This is a genomic window from Bacteroides sp. AF32-8BH, assembly GCF_003435205.1.
GTDB lineage: Bacteria > Bacteroidota > Bacteroidia > Bacteroidales > Bacteroidaceae > Bacteroides > Bacteroides ovatus.
The window spans coordinates 19,125-39,395 of record NZ_QVLZ01000058.1; the positions used below are offsets into that span (position 1 = coordinate 19,125).

The 20,271-nt window shown below is 43.3% G+C and carries 10 protein-coding genes; 3 read left to right on the forward strand and 7 right to left on the reverse strand.

Features of this window, described 5'->3' with window-relative positions; genetic code table 11:
• Positions 1-186: 186 nt before the first annotated feature.
• The 7 genes from galB to DWZ47_RS27065 form a co-directional block, all read right to left on the reverse strand.
• Complete coding sequence (gene galB / locus DWZ47_RS27035) at positions 187-2,628, reverse strand: beta-galactosidase GalB (protein WP_182281631.1); 2,442 nt, start codon at positions 2,626-2,628, stop codon at positions 187-189.
• Positions 2,629-2,699: 71 nt separating this feature from the next.
• Positions 2,700-3,785, reverse strand: a complete 1,086-nt coding sequence (locus DWZ47_RS27040) for an arabinogalactan endo-beta-1,4-galactanase (RefSeq protein ID WP_115484816.1) — start codon at positions 3,783-3,785, stop codon at positions 2,700-2,702.
• A gap of 45 nt (positions 3,786-3,830) precedes the next feature.
• Positions 3,831-5,585: a DUF5114 domain-containing protein gene (locus DWZ47_RS27045; protein WP_117515316.1), complete on the reverse strand. Its 1,755-nt coding sequence runs from the start codon at positions 5,583-5,585 to the stop codon at positions 3,831-3,833.
• Between the two features lie 23 nt (positions 5,586-5,608).
• Positions 5,609-7,189: a RagB/SusD family nutrient uptake outer membrane protein gene (locus DWZ47_RS27050; RefSeq protein ID WP_004302204.1), complete on the reverse strand. Its 1,581-nt coding sequence runs from the start codon at positions 7,187-7,189 to the stop codon at positions 5,609-5,611.
• Between the two features lie 18 nt (positions 7,190-7,207).
• The gene (locus DWZ47_RS27055) at positions 7,208-10,183 is read right to left on the reverse strand and encodes a SusC/RagA family TonB-linked outer membrane protein (RefSeq protein WP_115484806.1); all 2,976 of its coding nucleotides are present in this window, start codon (positions 10,181-10,183) and stop codon (positions 7,208-7,210) included.
• Positions 10,184-10,406: 223 nt separating this feature from the next.
• The gene (locus tag DWZ47_RS27060; protein WP_117515318.1) at positions 10,407-13,016 is read right to left on the reverse strand and encodes a cellulase family glycosylhydrolase; all 2,610 of its coding nucleotides are present in this window, start codon (positions 13,014-13,016) and stop codon (positions 10,407-10,409) included.
• Positions 13,017-13,131: 115 nt separating this feature from the next.
• Positions 13,132-16,656, reverse strand: coding sequence for a two-component regulator propeller domain-containing protein (locus tag DWZ47_RS27065; RefSeq protein WP_117515320.1), 3,525 nt, complete (start codon positions 16,654-16,656; stop codon positions 13,132-13,134).
• Positions 16,657-16,803: 147 nt separating this feature from the next.
• On the opposite strand from DWZ47_RS27065, the gene DWZ47_RS27075 reads away from it, so the two are divergent.
• The 3 genes from DWZ47_RS27075 to DWZ47_RS27085 all read left to right on the forward strand — a co-directional run bounded on the left by DWZ47_RS27075 (position 16,804) and on the right by DWZ47_RS27085 (position 19,867).
• Complete coding sequence (locus tag DWZ47_RS27075) at positions 16,804-17,355, forward strand: DUF4738 domain-containing protein (protein ID WP_009000762.1); 552 nt, start codon at positions 16,804-16,806, stop codon at positions 17,353-17,355.
• A 123-nt stretch (positions 17,356-17,478) separates the two neighbouring features.
• On the forward strand, positions 17,479-18,657 hold the full coding sequence (locus DWZ47_RS27080; protein WP_117515322.1) for a heparin lyase I family protein: 1,179 nt from the start codon (positions 17,479-17,481) through the stop codon (positions 18,655-18,657).
• A gap of 259 nt (positions 18,658-18,916) precedes the next feature.
• Complete coding sequence (locus DWZ47_RS27085; protein WP_270538559.1) at positions 18,917-19,867, forward strand: tyrosine-type DNA invertase cluster 3b; 951 nt, start codon at positions 18,917-18,919, stop codon at positions 19,865-19,867.
• Positions 19,868-20,271: the final 404 nt, after the last annotated feature.

Consider the following 20,271-nt stretch of genomic DNA (forward strand, 5'->3'; position numbering starts at 1 on the left):
AATAAGGAAGTGAATCCTGTGTGACATATCTGTAACGTTTTCTTTGGCAAAGATAGATATTAACCTGTATTTACCTGCTTCTTTTCTCGTAAAAGTGAAAAGTCCAGTATATTATATATGAAAACCACCGGACTTCTCTTTAGTTAAGAAATCCGGTGGCTTATCAGATTTTATAAAGCGTATACCTTATTTCGTTTGAATACGAATATTTCCGGCTTTCACTCCATTTGCTTTGGCTGTAAATACAATTTCTCCGGCAGTTTCACCAGCTTGTATGATAGCTGTCAACATTCCGTTGAAAGCATGCATCTTCGGAAGATGAAATTGTTCCAGATTTGTCGGGTCGCCATTGGCAGCGGCACGATATTTACCGGTTCCCTTTGCAGAGAAGTTAATCTGACGATTATCAGTAGGGCAGAGGTTACCATCTTTGTCTACAACTTTCACAGTCACATACGCTAAGTCTTTTCCGTCTGCAGTCAATTCGTTACGGTTGCTGACCAGTTCGATATGATGAGGTTTTCCGGCAGTACGAACCACTTTTTCCGCTACAGCTTTTCCTTCTTTGTTATAGGCTACTACTTTTACTTCTCCCGGTTCATATACAGCATCCATCCACATCAGACGATAGCGGTTCTTCAACGAACTATTATTCTTGCTTTGTTTACCATAACTTTTACCGTTGATAAACAGTTCGGCTGTAGGATAGTTGGTATATACAAATACAGGAGTCACTTCGCCTTCACGTCCCGGCCATGTCCAGTGAGGCAGAATATGCAAGGTTTCCGCATCCTTGTTCCATACACTGCGATACAGATAATAGCGGTCTTTAGGCAGACTGGCAAGGTCGATAATACCAAACATGGAACTGTGATTGGGCCATGCATCCGTGTCATAAGGTGATGGCTCGCCCAGATAGTCAAATCCTGTCCATACAAATTGTCCGATTGTCCAATGGTTATCGTCGGCCAGTGCAAAGTCCTCGTCCGGAATATTTGACCAGGAACAGGCTTCCACATCATAAGAGGAACACTGATGGTCTTCATACTTAGTACTTTTCTTATCCTCTACCGGGAATTTGTATACCCCGCGTGAACTGACAGTAGAAGCAGTTTCACTACCCAGAATCAGATTCTGCGGGAGTTGGTCATAAGATTCCTTATAGCGTTGGGTACGGTAATTAAGTCCCGGAATGTCAATCATTGCTGCAAATCCGTTCGCAAGTACACAAGTAACCTGATCCATTCCACAAGTGACAGGACGTGTCGGATCTTCTCGGTGGCAAATGTCTTGCAGGAATTTAGCCACTTTATAGCCGACAGGGCTACATTGGGTCGGCACTTCATTACCGATACTCCACATAATCACACACGGATTATTCCGATAATTATGGAGCATATTTACCATATCACGTTCCGCCCATTCATTGAAATAACGGTGATAACCGTTTTCACACTTGGCGATGTCCCATTCATCGAACGGTTCAATCATCATCATAAATCCCATTTCGTCACACAACGCTACGAGTTCGGGAGTCGGCATATTATGAGAAGTACGGATAGCGTCACATCCCATATCTTTCAGCAATGTAAGTTGATGGCGAAGCGCTGCTACATTAATAGCGGCACCCAGCGGACCTAAATCATGGTGATTACATACCCCTTGGAATTTGCGATGTTTTCCGTTCAGATAGAAACCCTTATCAGCGATATATTCAATGCTGCGGATACCGAAACGGGTCGTGTAAGTATCCACCAGTTTATCATCTGCGTAAATTTTGGAAACAGCCTTGTAGAGCGACGGACTTTCCGGCGACCAGAGCTCGGGCGCATTTACAATAAAGTTTTGTTCGAATGGTTGTCCATGATTAATGCGGCTCGTATTCTCTTTGCTGGTAGCCACTTTTCCGTCCGGAGAAAGAATCTCTGTTTCTATACGGATTTGTGTTTTCTCATCGGCATTATCAATCTTCGTTTGAAGACGTACGGCTGCAAAGTCCTTGCTGACATGAGGAGTTGTGATTTGTGTTCCCCATACAGGCACGTGCACTTTATCAGTCACGATCAGATGCACATTACGATACAAACCTGCTCCCGGATACCAGCGCGAGGACTGCGGACGATTTTCCAAACGTACGGCCAGCGTATTATTCTTTCCGTCTTTGTTTAATAAAGACGTCACGTTACAGTGGAAAGAGTTGTAGCCGAAAGGCCAGAAACAAGCTTCTTTTCCATTTACATAGACACGTGCTTCGCTCATGGCGCCATCAAAGAGCAGCGTCACCTCCTTATCGGCAGGAGCATCAAAACTGGTTCGATACCATCCGGTGCCTACATAAGGGAGCCCACCGGTACGTCCTGTTTTCAAGGAAGCCTTTTTCTCGAAGTTCTGTGTTACAGCTACATTCTGCAGGTCATTATTCATATCGAATGGACCGAAAATCGCCCAATCATGCGGAATAACAACCGACTCCCATTTAGTGTCATTAAACTCCGGCTGGCTAGCCTCTTTAAAATCTCCTTTACTGAATTTCCAGTTTTTCTCGAGCAGCGTCTCACTGCGTTGCGCTTGCAATGTGCAAGCGGCGCCCATCAAAAGTACAGCTAATAACTGTTTTTGGTGTTTCATGTTAATATTTGCTTTTCAGGTATAAAATATTTTGGATTCGGGGTAAAGTTATAAAAAATGATTCAATAATCTTATCTCTTGAAAGCATTAAATGCGCTGGTCGGTTTACCACTGTCGTCAAACATGCCCTTTCCATAGTTCTTCCAACCACCATAACTCTGCGGTTCCCAGGAGAATACACCAAGACATTGTTCCACTTGTTTGGCTTTCGTCATAAAGTCTGTGAAAAAGTCTTCAGCTTCGGAATAGTCCCAGGGAATACCAATTTCGCACATCATCACCGGAGTGTTGTATTTGGCAATCAGATTTTTCATATTGGCAATACATTTGTTGTTCATATCTTCCCAATCATCGGCTACTCCCTCTGTCGGGTACATATCCGGATAAAGAGACATACCGATGACGTCCCATTTGGCATTGTTGTCATGCAAATAACCGAAAATCCGGTTGTATAGATTGGCATCATTTCCCTGGTCGAGGTGTACAATCACTTTCGCATTCGGATAAATCTCTTTAACAGCATTGTAGCCGGAGTTAATGAATTTCGCAAAGTTTTTAATACCGTCACTACTCGTTGTTTGTCCAGTGGGGAATAGCATTCCCTGATGAGTCTCATTGCCTACTTGCACCCATTCCACGTCAATGCCCATCTCTTTGATTGCACCGAGTACATCTTTGGTATGGTCGGCAATCGCCTGTTCCAGTTCTTCTACCGTATAGTTTTCCCAGGCTTTGGGTTTGGCTTGTTGAACAGGATCGGCCCATCTGTCACTGTAATGGAAGTCGATCATCAGGCGATAGCCCAAATTATGCGCTCTCCATGCTTTGAGCAATACGTCACCCTTATTGCACCAGCCTTTTACATCTTCCGTGTCATTTTCCGGGTTCACCCATACACGTAGACGAATTGCATTTATACCCAGGTCACGAAGCAGAGACATACATTCCTGTTCTTTTCCATCGGAGGTATAGAATTTATATCCGGAACTTTCCATTTCCGACAGCCAACTGACATCAGCTCCCCGGGCGAAGCCGGACATATCATAAATGGTTTCCGTCTTTTCCGGGAAATTCGGAGTATCATTATCATCATCACAAGCGGTGAAGATGCTTCCGCAAAGTAGTGCGGAAGCTATCATTATATATTTTCGTATCATAGTGATTCTGTTGAAATTAATAATCATGTTGTTGAACTTAGAATGTTATTCAGTGATTTCAGTCATTGTAAACTCCATCTTGTTGAGATCCAGCGTAATGCGATATTTACCCTCCTTGGCGGGTTTAATGTTATCACCATTCTGATCACTTAGATAGAGCCCACTTTCAGAAGTATAGTACAATCTCCAGTCCCAGTTAATCTGATCGGGATCCGTATTCATGAGGAAGTAGAATCCGTCACCGATGGTGGTGATATCGCATTCTGCGCTCCATATTCCGGTTTCCTCATCATATATCATCAGGTCTTTAGCCGTTGACCAGCCATTGAAAGTTCCATATACATTGATTTGTTTGATTTCAGTAGGCTTCCAGGTTAAGTTGACATAATCTACTTCGATTGTATAACTTTTCTTGCCGGAACCATCGAACCAGATGTTGTAATGCTCTCCTGTTGTAAGAGCAAGGCTATAAAGATTGTTGGGATCAGAGCCATACCATGTGTTTGTTGATGGGGCTACTATCTGGAAGTTTTCATTGCTGACGGTTTGGAATACAGTGCGATAAGTTCCCGCAGTTTTACCGGGTTCAAGTTTGCGGTATAACTTTCCCCACCATGAGTCGGCACCTTGCATTTCCAGATAAGAGGGATAAGTCGGTTCTACACTTCCTCCTTCCGTCACTTCCACTTTCCATGCTTGCGGGTCGTTCAGGTCAATAATCAATGTACATTCTCCGGCTGCTGGTACGTTTACTGTAATATTTCCGGCAGAAACATTTGTTCCGGTATTGAATGTCAATTCATTAGCAGAACCATTAAAGGCGAAAGGAGTATCTTTGGCTTTCGTATCATCAATGCTGTTATCAGCTCCGCTGACGCTGGTGTTATCATATAGTTTACCTGTTCCATTCATCTGAATATTGATAGTGCCGGCTCCTGTAGCAGTAAATATGCCCTGCCATTGATTCTTGTCACGTTTGTATTCCATTGTGATACCTCCGTCGATGCCACTTACATTGAGTGTTGGCATCCATAAAGCAGTCCATAGTTTTTTGGTGGTATTGACATTCGTATAGTAACAGCCTGATTGACCGGGGAACCACAAATCCCACGTTCCTTCAGCAGCATCAGTTGTCAGGAAGAACGGAGTAGCCGTACTGCCTGATTTGGCTGTGTGCCAAACAGTACCATCGGCTTCCTGTAGATAGAAACCCTCCCAAGAAGTGGCTCCCATAAAGCCGATATAGTTGCCATCCGCATTGGCTGCATACAGATCTTTTCCTGAATCCTTGCCGTCTCCCTTATTGATGATATTGGCAAATCGCATATCAATTTCATAAGGAGTAACCATGACTTTTACCACATTACTGTATACAGGAGCGATGTTACTTCCGTTTCTTCCGGCAAGCCGGAAATAGAGCGGTGCTTCTTCTTCGGGAGTAGCTTTCAACTGATAAGCGACGATATTTAAAGCGGAGACAGAGTACGTCTTTGATACTCCACTTTCGGTCGTTTCCAGAATCTGCCCGGAGAAATCTTCCGTGCGTGAAACCTGTACGGAAGTTTGTACACCGGTGGTAGGCTGGTATCTTGAATCGCTCACTTGCAGCGTCTGGTCAGTCCAGGCAAGCGACAGAGCATAAAACTTAGCTGTCTCCTTTGTCAGTACGACAGAATTGGCAGAAGCTATCAATTCGTTCTCTTCCGGGCTGGAGAGAAAATAGGTATCCCCATCTTTCTCGCAAGCACCTAGTAATAGGAGGGCGGAAAGTAAAGTGAATAGATTATTTAGTTTTTTCATATCGTTGTTCCGTATTAATATGATTAATAGTTTTCATTGTATAAGTTTGGATTGGCCGTCAGTTCGGTAGCAGGTATCGGATAGATATTGTATTTGCTCTCTACTGCCTTACCGTCTTTTACGCCACCTTTCCATTGCCATACATAGCTGTTGGTTGTAAATTGATTGAAGCGGATCAAGTCCGTACGGCGATACCCCTCCCAATACAGCTCACGGGCACGTTCGTTGATGATAAACAGTTCGTTGATTTCAGACTCGCTTTTGTTATGAGTGTTGTCGCCGAAAGCACGTTCCTGTAGCTCATTGATATAAGGCAGTACATTTGCCAGAGTTGCTTCCGTTCCTCCACGTACCACAGCTTCTGCCATCATTAAATATACATCGGCCAGACGGAATAGGGGATAATCTGTATTTACACCACCGTCTGCGGTGTTGGAAGCAGTCTGTCCGGCATCAGTCAGGTTAGTCCATTTTTCTACGAAATAGCCATTGCTTTGGTCATCTATCTTTTCCAGGTCCCGGGTTTGTCCGTCGGTAAAGAACATATATCGCTGGTCGGCTTCTTCGTTACCTGAGAAAAGTTGAGGAATTTCTCCGCGTACACGGAACATACCCCATCCTGATTTTACACCGTAATCTTCCGGTATCTGTTTTTCGGACGTGTTGCTCACTGCGCCACAAACAATGTAAGTGGATGATCCCCATGACACGAGATTGGTTGCGTCTACCGGGAGGGTGAAGATTATTTCGTTCGTACGTTTGTCATTGTCGGCATTAAACAGCTTGTAATAATCGCTTTCCAGTTGATAACCCTGTTCGATAACCTTTTTACAGGCTTTGATACATTCGTTGTATTTGGAAGTCTGGGTATAAACTTCCGCATTCAGATATAATTTGGCAAGTAATGTATATGCAGCTCCTTGGGAAGCGCGTCCGTAAGGACAGTTCGCTTTATTTAGCATTTCATCTTTAATGGCATTCAGTTCACTTTCAATATAATCGAAAATCTGTTGGGCTGTATAGCGGGGAGGCAGATATCCGACTAGCGGGTCATTTTCCGTCACAAACGGGATATTGCGGAACAGATCGAGTGCGTGATAGTAGAATAAAGCACGCATGAAACGGGCTTCGGCACGATAAATACGAATTTCAGTCTGCTCCTGGTCCGTGAACTGTGCTATCTTTTCATCGGTGGCATTGCGGAGAAACTCATTACATAAAGCAATGTTGTAATAGATACGGTAATACATATCCGATACCCAAGGATCATTAGCGTCCCAACTCAAATACGTCAGTCCCGTTACGTTGTCACCGGACAGCCAGGTAGAAGCCACTTCATCCGTTCCACATTCCTGCAAGTTGAAGAAACAGCGCATATAATCCTGTCCGCTGTTACTACTCAAATCGTTGTCACCATTCTTTTCCTGTCCGGTGGTCACCATGGCTGCATAGATTTTTCCCAGAACGGCTTTATAGTTTGCAGCACTGGTATATATGGTAGAAGATGTTTCTTCTTCGTGTGGATATTGGTCCAAGTCGCCTATGCAGGAACTCATCAGGAGTGCGCTGCAAAAATAAAGGGCTGTATAAAATATCTTTTTCATAATCGATGCTTTTAGTAATTAGAAGTTAATACCTATGTTGAGAGAGAAAGTACGTGGGCGTGGATAAAACGAATTGTCCACACCGTCGGGAACTTCCGGGTCAACGCCGCTGTATTTGGTGATACAGAATACATTTTGCACCATGGCACTCACATTCAGACTGCATCCTTTATAAATAGTGCCGAAGTTGTAACCCAATGAGAGATTATCCATTTTCAGGAAAGAAGCATTCTCTACATAGTAGTCAGAGAGATATTGACGTGTCTGGAATCCTGTTTTCAGATAGGTTGATGACAGGTTGTTTAGCTGATAAGAGTTATAGCTGACAGTTTCCCAGGCACCGCTGTTCATAGCCATCGCATTATAGACATAGTTTCCGATATTGGCACGCAGGCTGGTGCTCAATGTCCACTTCTTGTAACGCAATGAGGTACTGAAACCGAGGATATAGTCGGGAGCCGGAGAGTGGTAGCGGTACAAGTCGTTCGAGTTGATTTGTCCGTCCCCGTCAAGGTCTACGTAAGCTCCTTCTATCGGTTTGCCGGTTTTTTCATCATACAGCTGATGGTAAACGTAGAACATATAAGGAGCATATCCCTCGCTCAATGTCTGTACCTGATAACTGTCGATATACGGACCTACAGAAGTGTTGGTGGCAGGCGTACCGGCTGTCAGTGATAAGTTTTTCACTTTCATCTTCTGCCATGTCATGTTGAAACTCAAGTCCCAGTTCCAGTCCTTGGTCTGTATGGGCGTTGCGTTCAGACTGAATTCCACACCCTGACTGTCCACATTTCCGACATTGGTCGTGATGTTACGATCGAATGTAGTACCGGCAGCAGCAGGTACGGTGGCAATCAGGTCTTTGGTCTGACGGGTGTAGTAGTCGAAACTACCAGTGATGCGGTCTTTGAGAAAACCGAAGTCAAAACCCACATTCCATGAAGTGGTTGTTTCCCATTTCAGGTTGGGTACATACGCTTTGGGGCGGTAAGTAGGAGTCGGAGTGCCACCGATAAGAGAGCCGGCACCACTTTGACTGATCGTATAGATAGGGAGGTAGTTGTAGTTGCCTATACCGTCTTGCTGCCCGGTGACACCATAACTGGCACGCACTTTCAGCGTACTGATGACTTTATTGTCTTTCAGGAATGATTCTTCTGTCACTCTCCATCCTAATGCTACTGACGGGAACGTACCCCAACGTACATTTTTAGCGAAGCGCGAAGTGGCATCGCGACGTACAGTAGTAGTCAGCATATAGCGGGAGTTGAACGAGTAGTTCAAACGGCCATAATAAGAGAGTAATACATGGCGTTCGTCAGAGGCTTTCGATGTTTTCTGTATTTCTCCCAACGTGTTCATTTCGCTATAAAGCGGAGTCGTGGATTTCCAGTACTGATAATCGTAACCGGCTGTTACATCAAAACTACTCTTAATGGATTCCACCAATTTGTTGTAGTTGGCATACAGAGTCAACAGACGGTTTTCTTTTTTCTGTGGGCCATAGCTGTAATCCAAACCGGAAGTGGTGTAATTCTGTGCAGCTTCTGCCGGAACATATACACTTCCTTTACCTTGTGCATAGTCATAACCTAACGTAGCATGCAACTTCAAATCGGGGAAGAAGTGAAGACGATAGTCTGCATCAATGTTTCCGATAAAACGTTTTACTGTACTTTGTGAGTCATTCATATTGAGAAGTCCCACCGGATTCATGACTGCTCCGTTCACAGGAGCACCGGTGTTGTCAATCGCTTCCGTATATCCGCCGAATGTGTCTAGACCCGAATATACTGGAATGGTAGGATTCATGGTCGAAGCAGCCCAAATGGCACTTGTATTGGCAAATGTGTTCTTATTGATAGAACCTTTAGCATTGATATTCAGTTTTAAGTGGTCTTTAAAGAAAGACGGATTCAATGTAATGCTTCCGGTGTAACGCTCCGCGTTGTCAGTACGTAATAAACCACTCTGGTTGTAGTAACCGATAGATGCACGGAAAGGTAAGTTTTTGGTAATCTTTCCAGCAACACTTAGATTATTATCCGTACCGAAGGCATTTTGATAAATCTCATCGTTCCAGTCCGTATGTGTCGTGCCGAGTAACGCCCGTTGTGCATCGGTTCCTTTGCTTTGGATGGTATTGACAAATTCATCGTAACTCAACATATCTGCCAATTTGGTACGGGTTTGTACAGAGTTGGTCGTACTGAATGTAATCTTCAGTTTATCGGAACTTCCTTTTTTGGTAGTAATCAGAATAACCCCGTTGGATGCACGCGAACCGTAAATGGCAGTCGAAGAAGCATCTTTCAGAATGGTCATACTTTCAATATCGTTCGGGTTGATGAGGCTAAGGAAATTCCCGTCATTACCGCTGATGCCTCCCTGTTCCAAAGGAACGCCGTCCAGTACGATCAAAGGGTCATTACTAGCGTTCAGTGAAGCACCACCACGCACACGGATCGTACTTCCCGCAGTGGGAGAACCACTGTTGGACATGATTTGCACACCGGAAATCTTACCATTAATCAGTTGCTCGGGAGAGCTGACCAATCCCATGTTGAAGTCCTTGCTGCTGACGTTAGTTACCGAACCTGTCAGGTCGCTTTTACGCTGCGTACCATAGCCGATTACTACAACGTCGCTCAATACCTGTGAATCACTTTTCAACTGGATATTCAAAGTAGTACTGTTGGCAGGAACAGGTACTACCTTTGTTTCATATCCTACATAAGAGAATTGCAACTCTTTGCTGCCCTGTGGCACATTGAGTGTATAATTACCGTCGAAATCGGTCACTGTTCCGGTAGAAGTACCGACAATGAGGATACTTACTCCGATCATCGGTTCCTTGTTCTCGTCAATCACTTGTCCGGTGATTTTCTTGCCTCCTTGTTGGGCGAAGGCAGGAATGATGCCTCCTAAAAAGGCTGTACACAACATAAGTAGTACAGTCAGATGGCGTAGATTTAAGATATTCCTGTTCATAATTACTGTGTTATTGATAATAGATTTATTTTTACTTTTTATTTAAAAATCAGCGGCTTTTCCCTTTCTGTCTCTTCCGTTTGCTACCCCTTTTCAGAAGGCTTCAGACGTGGTTCAGACGAAAGATTTGTTCCTCACCGAGGAAGACCTTGTTCCTCACCGATGAACGACCCTTTCCTCACCGAGGAACAAAGGCTTCGACAACGGGGAACTTTAAGAACGATTATTCCAGCCAGATATTTCCTAGTTCAATCTCAACTAAACCTTTCTTGTTTCCTGACATTGATAGCTCCAGCTTTTCAATCCTTTCCGGTAAAAATGCGATTTCCGTTTCCGGATGGAAATACTGTTTCAAGAAGGTCGGATAAGCTATCGGCAGCAGTGCCGTGTCTGTCTGGCGTAAATCTTTCAACGGTATCCGTATGATTCCCTCCGATGATGGAGCAGGACAAGGGCTTTTATAAGTATATCCGTCTGACGTTACGAAACCGGCACTGAGTCCTTCCGGAAGTGCTTTCGTGCGATTTACCCGGATACAGAGAACGCTACAATCCTTTACTCTTTCTTTTCTTTCTTCAATCAGGTTCTTTACGAACGTGCGGAGGAAATAGTGCGGATTTTCTCCTTTAGGAGTAAACCGGAACCGGAGCAAAGGTTTTTCCACCGGAGAAGAATCAACCAAAGTACGTTGGAGATCATTCCATTCGGGAAGCGTGTATGCTTCTATCCGGCTATCTGCGTCCGTAATAGTCAATAGTGGTATCGCACTATCTGGGGCAACAACACGAGTAGTCCAATAGGCTCCGGAAGTATAATTCCAGTCCAGTGGATTTCCCTTTATTCCCAATGATGAATTCCTGTAACCGGAATTTCCTGTGGGATAAGTGCGAGTGCTGTTGCCCCGGCATACGATGATGTTATACCTGAAACAATCATCCTTTATTTCTGTAGCGGGTATCGTTGCTTGATAGGTATATCCGCCTGTACGTTTCATCTTGATATATGGATTATGCTCATTCCAAAAAGATATCTTATCGGTGTAGATAATCACAGAATCCGGGAATTCGGTTCCTACCACCTGTGCACTAATCGTCAAATCCTTATTTGCTTCAGTGGTTGCCGATGGAGTATGAACGACTTTATAATCCGTCACACGTGGAGCAGGAGCCACATACTCTCCGATGCGGATGGAATTCCATTGAGAGTCTGCCTGCCAGTTCTGTTTGGGCGTACAGTTTTTACGTTTCAGCAGATAGGTACCCGGACGAAGTCCGCGGATAATCCCGTCTGTCACATCTCCTTTCTGCTGATTTCCTTGATTGAGGGCCGTAAAGGTAAATTCCATCCCTAAATCAGGTATTTGCAAAGCCATGTCCCAAGCACCATAAGCGATGGTAACCACTTCTTTATCGAGTGACGGTTTGGCAAACGGATCGTTCACTACTACCGCGTCCGGCATCACTTCCAGTCTCCAGACTCCCGGTTCGAGGCAATCCATGAAATAAGCACCTGTTCCCTCATAATGAATGATCGGAGAACTGCCACAACCGGCAATGGAAACAAGTTGTGACGCATCTTTGGGCTGGGTGTTGGTATGATTGGAATAATAGAATTTCTTTCCATTATTTAATTCGCTCAAGTCCTCTGTATAACTGACACGAAAACCGTCACCAAATAAAGTGTCCTGTGGATAACTGCCGTATGATTCACCTCTTTTCAGACTGCGTGTAGCTTCGGCAGCTATCTTCATACTGATGGCTTTATGAGGCGTATAGGCAAGATTCAAGAAATGAGTCTGATATTCCGTATTGGCATAAGCGATATCCATCGGATCATACGCAAACTGGGTAATCCATTGAAAACCTGCTGTACGGAAAGTGCGTACCATGGCCGGATACATATAAGAATACATGATATCTGCCGGATCGAACTCATATACCATCCGTGTTTTCTTATCGAATCCTTTCACTTTATCGGAAAAGGGAATATCATAGCGGTCTATATAGGGAAGGAAATTTCCCTGCTGTGTCTGTCCGGATACCAGTCCGATGGGATACCATTGATAAGTAGTTCCCTGAATGGCAGTTTCGTAATAAGCCTCTACTACATATCCGTTGTGGCTTACATTATAGAATACAGGTTTGCGGTTTCCTGTTTTATTGATCGCTTTCAGCATCCGGTTGATATAGGCTTTTACCTCTTTCTTCGTACCGGAATGACAAGGTTCATTATTGATTTCGAACCCAACAATGGAGGGATCGTCTTTATAAGCTAACCCCGTATATGGATTGACGTGCTTCACCAAACCATGAAGATAGGTTTCTTGTGCAGCGATAGCTTCCGGGTGGGAGTGCATATCGCATTTATCATATTTATAGGAGAAGCCGCCCGTCTGTATGTTTCGTTCGGGATATCCGTTCCCGAAGTTGGTCTGCGCGGTAATCACAATATGAATATTGCGTTCTTTGAGTTTGGCAATCAGGTAGTCCATCAAGTCGAGATGCTCGTTTTCGAGGAGATTTCCCTGTCCGTCTGTCAGTTCCACATCCCATAAATGAATACGGTAAGCATTCAGTCCCAGACGGGAGATATGATATACATCTTTGTCTATAGCAGCTTTGCGGTCCAGTTCCAAATATCCAATGGCACGGTAAGCATGGGCGAAAGGCAGCGTATAATTAACACCGAAAAAGGAAGCCTCCCGGCGGGTGTCACTCCAACGCATCACCCCATTTCCATCTATATATATAATAGGTGTAGAGGATGATTTGCCTTGCACTTTGACAAAGGCAGATATCAAACAAATAAAGGTAAGGATCAACAGTCTTTTCATGCTATCAAATTTATCGGTTTATTGACAGCAACAAAAGTAATTTATTGGTCATTTCAATAAAAGCACAGATTGGACATATAAGGATAAAAATAGGACGAAATGCCCCAAAATGCCTCTACAGGTCTTCATTAAGGTACTGGCGTGGCGTTTTTCCGAATTCTGCCTGAAAACATTTGGAGAAGTAAGAGTGATTGGAAAAGCCTACCATGTACATCACTTCGGCAATGGTAAATTTCTTTTGTTGCAACAACATGGCCGCCTTTTTCATCCGGATCGATTTGATGTATTCCACTGGAGACATTCCGGTCAGCTGTTTGATTTTCCGGTAAATCTGCTTATTGCTGATACCGGATAATTCACAAAGTGCATTTACATTCAATTCCGATTCAGAAAGATGGTCCTCAATCAGGCGGATAATGTTCGACAGAAATTTCTCATCTTGAGATTCTGCTTCGATTGGTTTAAGAACAGGCAACGATTCCAACTGCTTTTTCACCTGTGTCGCCGGAATCTCTTCTTTCTCTACGGCGATGACAGGGATATTCAGGCCAATGGAAGTTCCTTTTCCTTCGTTCGAGGTGACTCCGTTGATGTGACCGCCATGAAGTTCCGTATAAGTCTTGACCAGATAAAGTCCGATACCTGTACCTTCCTTATTGCCGGAATGTGGAGACTGGAAAAAGCGCTGGAAGATATATGGAATATCTTGTTGCGGGATTCCGCTTCCTGTATCTGAAACACAGATATCCAACAATCCCGTTTCTTCACGATAGAAAAGAGACAGACGGACGCTTCCGCCATCCGGGGTGAATTTGACGGCATTTGAAAGCAGATTATCTAAAATCACTCCAAGTTTGATGGCATCCATATCAGCATAAATCTTGGCTTTATTTGTCTCGAAATGGAATGTGATCTGTTTGTTTTCCTCATAGACAGAAAACAGGCTACGGCTGAATGACACAAGTTCGATGCGCGACAAAATCAGCAGTGAATCTTTATTATCCTCTATCCGGTTGAAGTTTAATACCTGATGAATCAATGAGTTTATTTTCATTGCATTACGTTGCACCTCCTCCAGTGTCTGTTTCTCATGCACTTCTTCTGCAACGGGGAGCAATTGACTGACAGGAGCGATAATCCGGCTAAGCGGTGTCTTTAATTCATTAGACAAATTGGTAAAGAAAGCCATTTTCTGGCGTGATTGCTCCAGAATCTTCTCTTTTTCCATTCGTTCCATTTTCAGACGGTTCTTGACACGGAAAAAGTTGATAACCCAGGCAATGAGGCTCAAGAATAAAAGAATGTAGACTATCTTTGCCCAAAGTGTGTAATACCATGGAGGGAGAATTTTAATATTCAGGATATATGGATGCTCGGAAGGAGAACCGCTCTTTTCTACTTTGCTGATTACCAGCTGATAATCCCCATAACCCAGATTACTGTACGTAATGCGATTCGTGTTGGATTGCAGGAAATTCCATTCTTTGTCCATACCTTCCAGCCGGTAGACGAATTCATGTTTTTCTTCCAGCGAGTAGGGGAGGTCTGAAAGTTCGAAAGCCAGGTTGTTCTGGTCGTATTTTAGCTCGATAGCATCGGTATAGCGGATGTTGGGAATATTCTCTCCGGTATGCGGAGACATCAGTTGATTGTTGATATATAAGGCAGTCAGTAAAATGGAGTGTTCCGGCTGACTCATGGCTTGTATTTCGGGACGGGATATGCCGAACCCGTCTGCACCTCCCAGATAGATATTTCCATCTTCCGGATCAAACATGAGACTGGTGAAACGTTTATCCGTCAGGCTTTGCTGGCGGGCATCCATTGTTCTCCGGTCGATGATCCAAAGTCCGTTAGTGGTGGAAACCCAGATATGTTCTTTTACAGAGGTCATAGACAGAATCTCGTTATTGCTGAAATTGCCGAAAGAGATACTTTGCTGACTCGAGTCTTTGGGATTGATACGCATCACTCCTCCGTGAAATCCTACCCAAAGCATGCCGTCTTCATCTCGTAAAAGGTAGTTCGGGCTCTTCTCGCCACTTAATTCATCGGCAAACAGCTTTGTCACTTGTCGCGTACGGGCATTGATTTTGTCTATCCCTTTGCTGTTGTATAACAATACCCATACATTACCTTCCGCATCAGGGACAATCTGATTAATGAACATCCCCGACAGCCCATTATGAATGGAATAATTTTGATCGGCCACATACGATTTTCCGGCAGATTGTATCAGTTTATGTTTGTCCACAACAAAGATACCTCCGAGACAGGTGGCGATCCAAAGCTTCCCGTCAGTATCTTCAAACAGGTAATAAGCCCAGTTGGTATTATAAGTTCCTGTACTGTCTACGATGTTGTAGTGTACAAATTGATGGGTATTATAGTCATAGCGGTTGATACTTCCGTCTGTGGCTATCCATAACTGCTGTTCTCTATCCTCGTAGATGTGCCGTATCCGGTTGTGGGATAACGGATGTTTTTTATCCCCCATTCTATACCAGATAGCATCGTGTTTATTGCCTGCCGGATGGGTGAACCGGATCACTCCGTTTGTACCTCCGAACCAATAGAATCCTTTGGAATCCCGGAACAGGGAATAGAACTGATTTCCGTCTCCTGTGCCTGTGATTTGAGAAATCGGTACAAATTGCAGCGCACTGTTATAGCGTGACAGGGAAATGCCATAATCTGTTCCCAGCCAGATATTATGTTCCTGATCCGAGAATATGTTCCAGATAATATTGTTGGTTAGTGACTGGATATTGCGTGAATCGTGAATGATATGCTGCAAAGGTTCTTTGTCATTCTGGTACACATAAAGCCCGTTGTCTGTACCTGCCAGCAAATTTTCATCTCCGTCCAGTGCCAGTGATTTGATGGAGTTGTTATGAAATACCTCTATCGCCTTCATCTCTCCTGTAGTGGGATTGTATTGGAAGAGATAACCTTCCATCCCGATCCAGATACATTGTCGGGTGGTGTCTTCCAACAGAGAATTGACAAACAAATTGCTGCCTCCCCGGTTAACTGGCAAAAGGATGTTTTCAAATTTTCCACTTGCTTGTACATAGCGGCATAATCCGTTGTAAGTACCTATATAAATTTGATTATCTTTTGTATGAATGATGGAATAGATGGTGTTATGAGGCAATCCGGTCTGTTTGCTATCGAAATGATTCAGTTGACGGCTTTTTAACTGATAAGTATATAATCCATTCAACGAACCTATCCACAATGTATCTCCCTGAAGTACCATGGTACGGACATCCGTTGGGAAATCAGTATCCGGTTGCTCATATTTGTCTGTTCGATAGTTATAAACAAGAATCTCGTTATCTGTTCCCAGATATAAATAAGTGTTATCTGCTATAATACCGCAGTAGATACGTGTGTTAGTGCGTTCTCCATACGTGAAATGCTGTTGTGTGGAATAACCGTCATAACTGAATAAACCCTTGTTGGAACCTACCCATATCAGTCCCTCGCTATCTTGCAGGAAGCAACTAATCACCGAAGCTTCGGCTCCGAGATAGATGTTGTCGAATTGCTGATAATTTACTTTTTGCCCATACACATTGCCACTGCTACAGTAGGCAAGGATGAGAAAAAGAATTGTTGTAATTCGTTCGCGCATGGTGTTAGGTTTGCAGGTTTTTAAATCTGTAATTGTTGTAAAAGTATTCCTTCTTTCCTGCAAATGTAGGAAAAATGTCGGTTACACTTGTAAATATCCCGCTCTTTTTGTTCCTTTGCTATCTATTTATAAACAGAAAACTTACGTATGAGAAAACTAATTTATTGGCTTTTATTGCCGTTGGCAGTGGCTGTGAGTGCATGTGGCGGTAAAAAAGGATCTTCAGATAATACGTCGACATTGGCGATGATAGACAGTGTGGATGCTCACGGATTGCAGCGTATGCAGACGTCTAAGAGCGAAACCGACTTTAAGTTTAAGGGGAAAGATTATCATTCCCTCGTTTCGCGTACTCCGGATGAAAATCTGCCCCATGTGACAAACGAGATGGGAGATACCTATGTCGACAATAAAATAGTGTTGCACCTGACGCGTGGTAACGAAACTGTGTTGAACAAGACCTTTACCAAGAATGATTTTTCATCGGTAGTCGATGCAAACTTCCTATCTAAGTCTATATTGGAAGGCATTGTATATGACAAGACTACTCCGCAGGGAATTGTGTATGCAGCGAGTGTTTGTTATCCGCAGACAGATTTGTATATGCCGCTTTCCATAACGATTACCGCTGATGGAAAAATGAGCATACAGAAAGTGGATATGCTTGAAGAAGATTATGACGATGAAGCACCCAATTAAGCTTGTAGGCGGGTGTTGACAGTAAAATTACACAAATGTGAAAACATTTGAGACAAAAGAAAGGCAGCCAATGAGGTTGCCTTTCGTATTTTTGCACCGTCAACAAACTTAATACCGAATAGAATGAAGAAAAACATTTTTGCTATCTGTGTGGTAGCAGTAGGATGTACGGCACTGACCGCTCAAACCAAAGATACACAAACGTTGGTTCCGCTTACGGAACGGGTAAACGTGCAGGCGGATTCGGCACGCGTCAATCAAATTATAGACGATTGCTGGGTAGCAGTAGGGACTAAAAAGCCTCATGCAATTCAACGCGACTTCACACGTATGTTCAACGGTAAGCCTTCCTATCGTTTTGAATTGAAGGAAGATGATAACACCCTGTCAGGATATGCCAAAGGGGAAACAAAAGGGCGTGCGGAATTTTCTTATTGTTATGCAACTTCCGATGATTTCAAAGGCTTGCCTGCCGATGTTTATCAGAAAGCGCAGATTACCAAAACTGTATATCATCATGGGAAAGGAATTTGTCCGCAAGGAGCTTCCCGCGACTATGAGTTTTCCGTATATATTCCTTCTTCATTGGGTAGCGATGTCTCGACAATTTTTGCCCAATGGCATGGGATGCCGGATCGTACATTGGTACAAACTCCACAGGGCGAAGTGAAGAAACTGACGATTGACGAGTTCGTTGAACTGGAAAAGACTACGATCTTTAAAAAGAATGAAGGGCACGAGAAAGTAGCCAAACTGGATAAACAAGGTAATCCGGTGAAAGACAAACAAGGAAATCCTGTATATCAGGCCGGAAAGGCCAACGGATGGCTCGTGGAACAAGGAGGCTATCCTCCATTGGCGTTCGGGTTCTCTGGCGGATGGTTCTATATCAAAGCAAATTCCGATCGTAAGTGGCTGACGGATAAAGACGACCGTTGCAACGCAAATCCCGAAAAAACACCGATTATGAAACCTGTAACATCAGACTATAAAGCATCGACCATTGCTTACAAAATGCCTTATGCCGATTTTCCGAAAGACTGCTGGATTACATTCCGCATTCATATCGACTGGACAGTCTATGGCAAAGAGGCGGAAACGATTGTAAAACCGGGTATGCTCGATGTGCAGATGGACTATCAGGAAAAGGGGAAAAAGGTTAGTAAACACATTGTAGACAATGAAAAAATCATGATTGGACGTAACGACGATGATGGTTATTACTTCAAGTTCGGTATTTACCGTGTAGGTAATAGTACTAAGCCGGTATGTTACAATCTGACAAACTATTCAGAAAGGTAATTAGTCAGAAGGTAAAAAGAGAGTGATATCCGGATGTTCTTTTTGTGAGCATCCGGATATTTTTTTAGTTCTTTTACCGTTTATTTGTCAGCGCAGCAATGATAGTGATACCATTTTTACTGTCATAATTTGCTGATTGTAATAACGTTAAAAATGATAAAAAATAGGACTGCATCTAGTAAGTACGTGTCAGGTATGCAAAAAGATTTGTTTTTTTGCCGCTTGCCAAATGGCATATATAAAATAACTAGTGATGCAAATGATGAACAAAAATGGGTTTAGCCGATGTGCAGAGTTCTACATCGGTCGTTTGCGAAAGGAAGGAAGGCATTCTACAGCGCATGTCTATAAGAATGCTATCTTCTCTTTTAGCAAATTTTGTGGCACGTCCAATGTGTCGTTCAGACAGGTCACCCGCGAGCGTTTACGACGTTACGGGCAGTATCTTTATGAGTGTGGCTTGAAGCCTAATACGATTTCTACGTATATGCGTATGCTTCGTTGTATTTATAATCGAGGAGTGGAAGCAGGTAGTGCACCTTATGTGCCTCGGTTGTTTCATGATGTTTATACGGGAGTAGATGTTCGCCAAAAGAAAGCTTTGCCTATCGGTGAATTACGCAGACTTCTGTATGAGGATCCCAAATCGGAGCGTTTGCGTCGTACGCAGGCTATTGCTGCCCTGATGTTTCAATTCTGTGGAATGTCATTCGCGGATTTAGCTCATCTGGAGAAATCAGCTTTAGATCAGAATGTGTTACGGTATAACCGTATCAAGACTAAAACTCCGATGAGTGTGGAAATACTTGATACTGCAAAGGAAATGATTAACCGGCTTCGTAGTAACCAGGATTCTCATCCGGATTCTCCAGATTATCTGTTTGATATTCTTAGTAGTGATAAGAAACGGACGGATGAAAGGGCTTATCGGGAATACCAGTCTGCCCTTCGTCGATTCAACAACCGTTTAAAGGACTTAGCGAGAGTTTTACGTTTGAAGTCTCCTGTCACTTCTTACACACTTCGCCATTCTTGGGCAACGACAGCGAAGTATCGTGGAGTATCCATTGAAATGATTAGTGAATCATTGGGACACAAATCTATAAAAACCACACAAATCTATTTGAAAGGCTTCGGGCTTAAAGAACGTACAGAGGTAAATAAAGGGAATTTATCTTACGTGAGAAACTGTTGTGTAGACAGATGGTAGATATATAAAATATTGATAATCAGAAGTAAAATGTGTGTGTTACTTCTTAGGTAACAGAACTTAAATTTGACGCAAAGATAGACAAAAACACGAATAGTAAGCAAATATTCTTCCACTTTTTTTCGTTTTATCTGAAACATAGAGCAAAAAACTATCTGAACATGAAATAATCTTATTTCCATGCTCTATACTTTTTCATTGCCTAATTCAATAGTTTTCTTATTGAATATTAGGCTTTTCCATTTTCTACGCCTTTGTCATGTATGTGATTTCTATTTTCACTGTAGTATGCGTTTCGTGTATGTATTGTCTGTTACCTAAGAAGTAACAGATGAACATGGGGTAAAAAAGTATGATTTTAACGAAACCGAAATCAGTAAATGCCGGGCCTAGTAGTGGGACAG

Excerpts from the sequence above, each read along its gene's own strand:
- DWZ47_RS27045 (WP_117515316.1), bottom strand. The coding sequence starts at position 5,585 with ATGAAAAAACTAAATAATCTATTCACTTTACTTTCCGCCCTCCTATTA.
- DWZ47_RS27085 (WP_270538559.1), top strand. The coding sequence starts at position 18,917 with ATGATGAACAAAAATGGGTTTAGCCGATGTGCAGAGTTCTACATCGGT.
- DWZ47_RS27055 (WP_115484806.1), bottom strand. The coding sequence starts at position 10,183 with ATGAACAGGAATATCTTAAATCTACGCCATCTGACTGTACTACTTATG.
- DWZ47_RS27040 (WP_115484816.1), bottom strand. The coding sequence starts at position 3,785 with ATGATACGAAAATATATAATGATAGCTTCCGCACTACTTTGCGGAAGC.
- DWZ47_RS27060 (WP_117515318.1), bottom strand. The coding sequence starts at position 13,016 with ATGAAAAGACTGTTGATCCTTACCTTTATTTGTTTGATATCTGCCTTT.
- DWZ47_RS27075 (WP_009000762.1), top strand. The coding sequence starts at position 16,804 with ATGAGAAAACTAATTTATTGGCTTTTATTGCCGTTGGCAGTGGCTGTG.
- DWZ47_RS27080 (WP_117515322.1), top strand. The coding sequence starts at position 17,479 with ATGAAGAAAAACATTTTTGCTATCTGTGTGGTAGCAGTAGGATGTACG.
- galB (WP_182281631.1), bottom strand. The coding sequence starts at position 2,628 with ATGAAACACCAAAAACAGTTATTAGCTGTACTTTTGATGGGCGCCGCT.
- DWZ47_RS27050 (WP_004302204.1), bottom strand. The coding sequence starts at position 7,189 with ATGAAAAAGATATTTTATACAGCCCTTTATTTTTGCAGCGCACTCCTG.
- DWZ47_RS27065 (WP_117515320.1), bottom strand. The coding sequence starts at position 16,656 with ATGCGCGAACGAATTACAACAATTCTTTTTCTCATCCTTGCCTACTGT.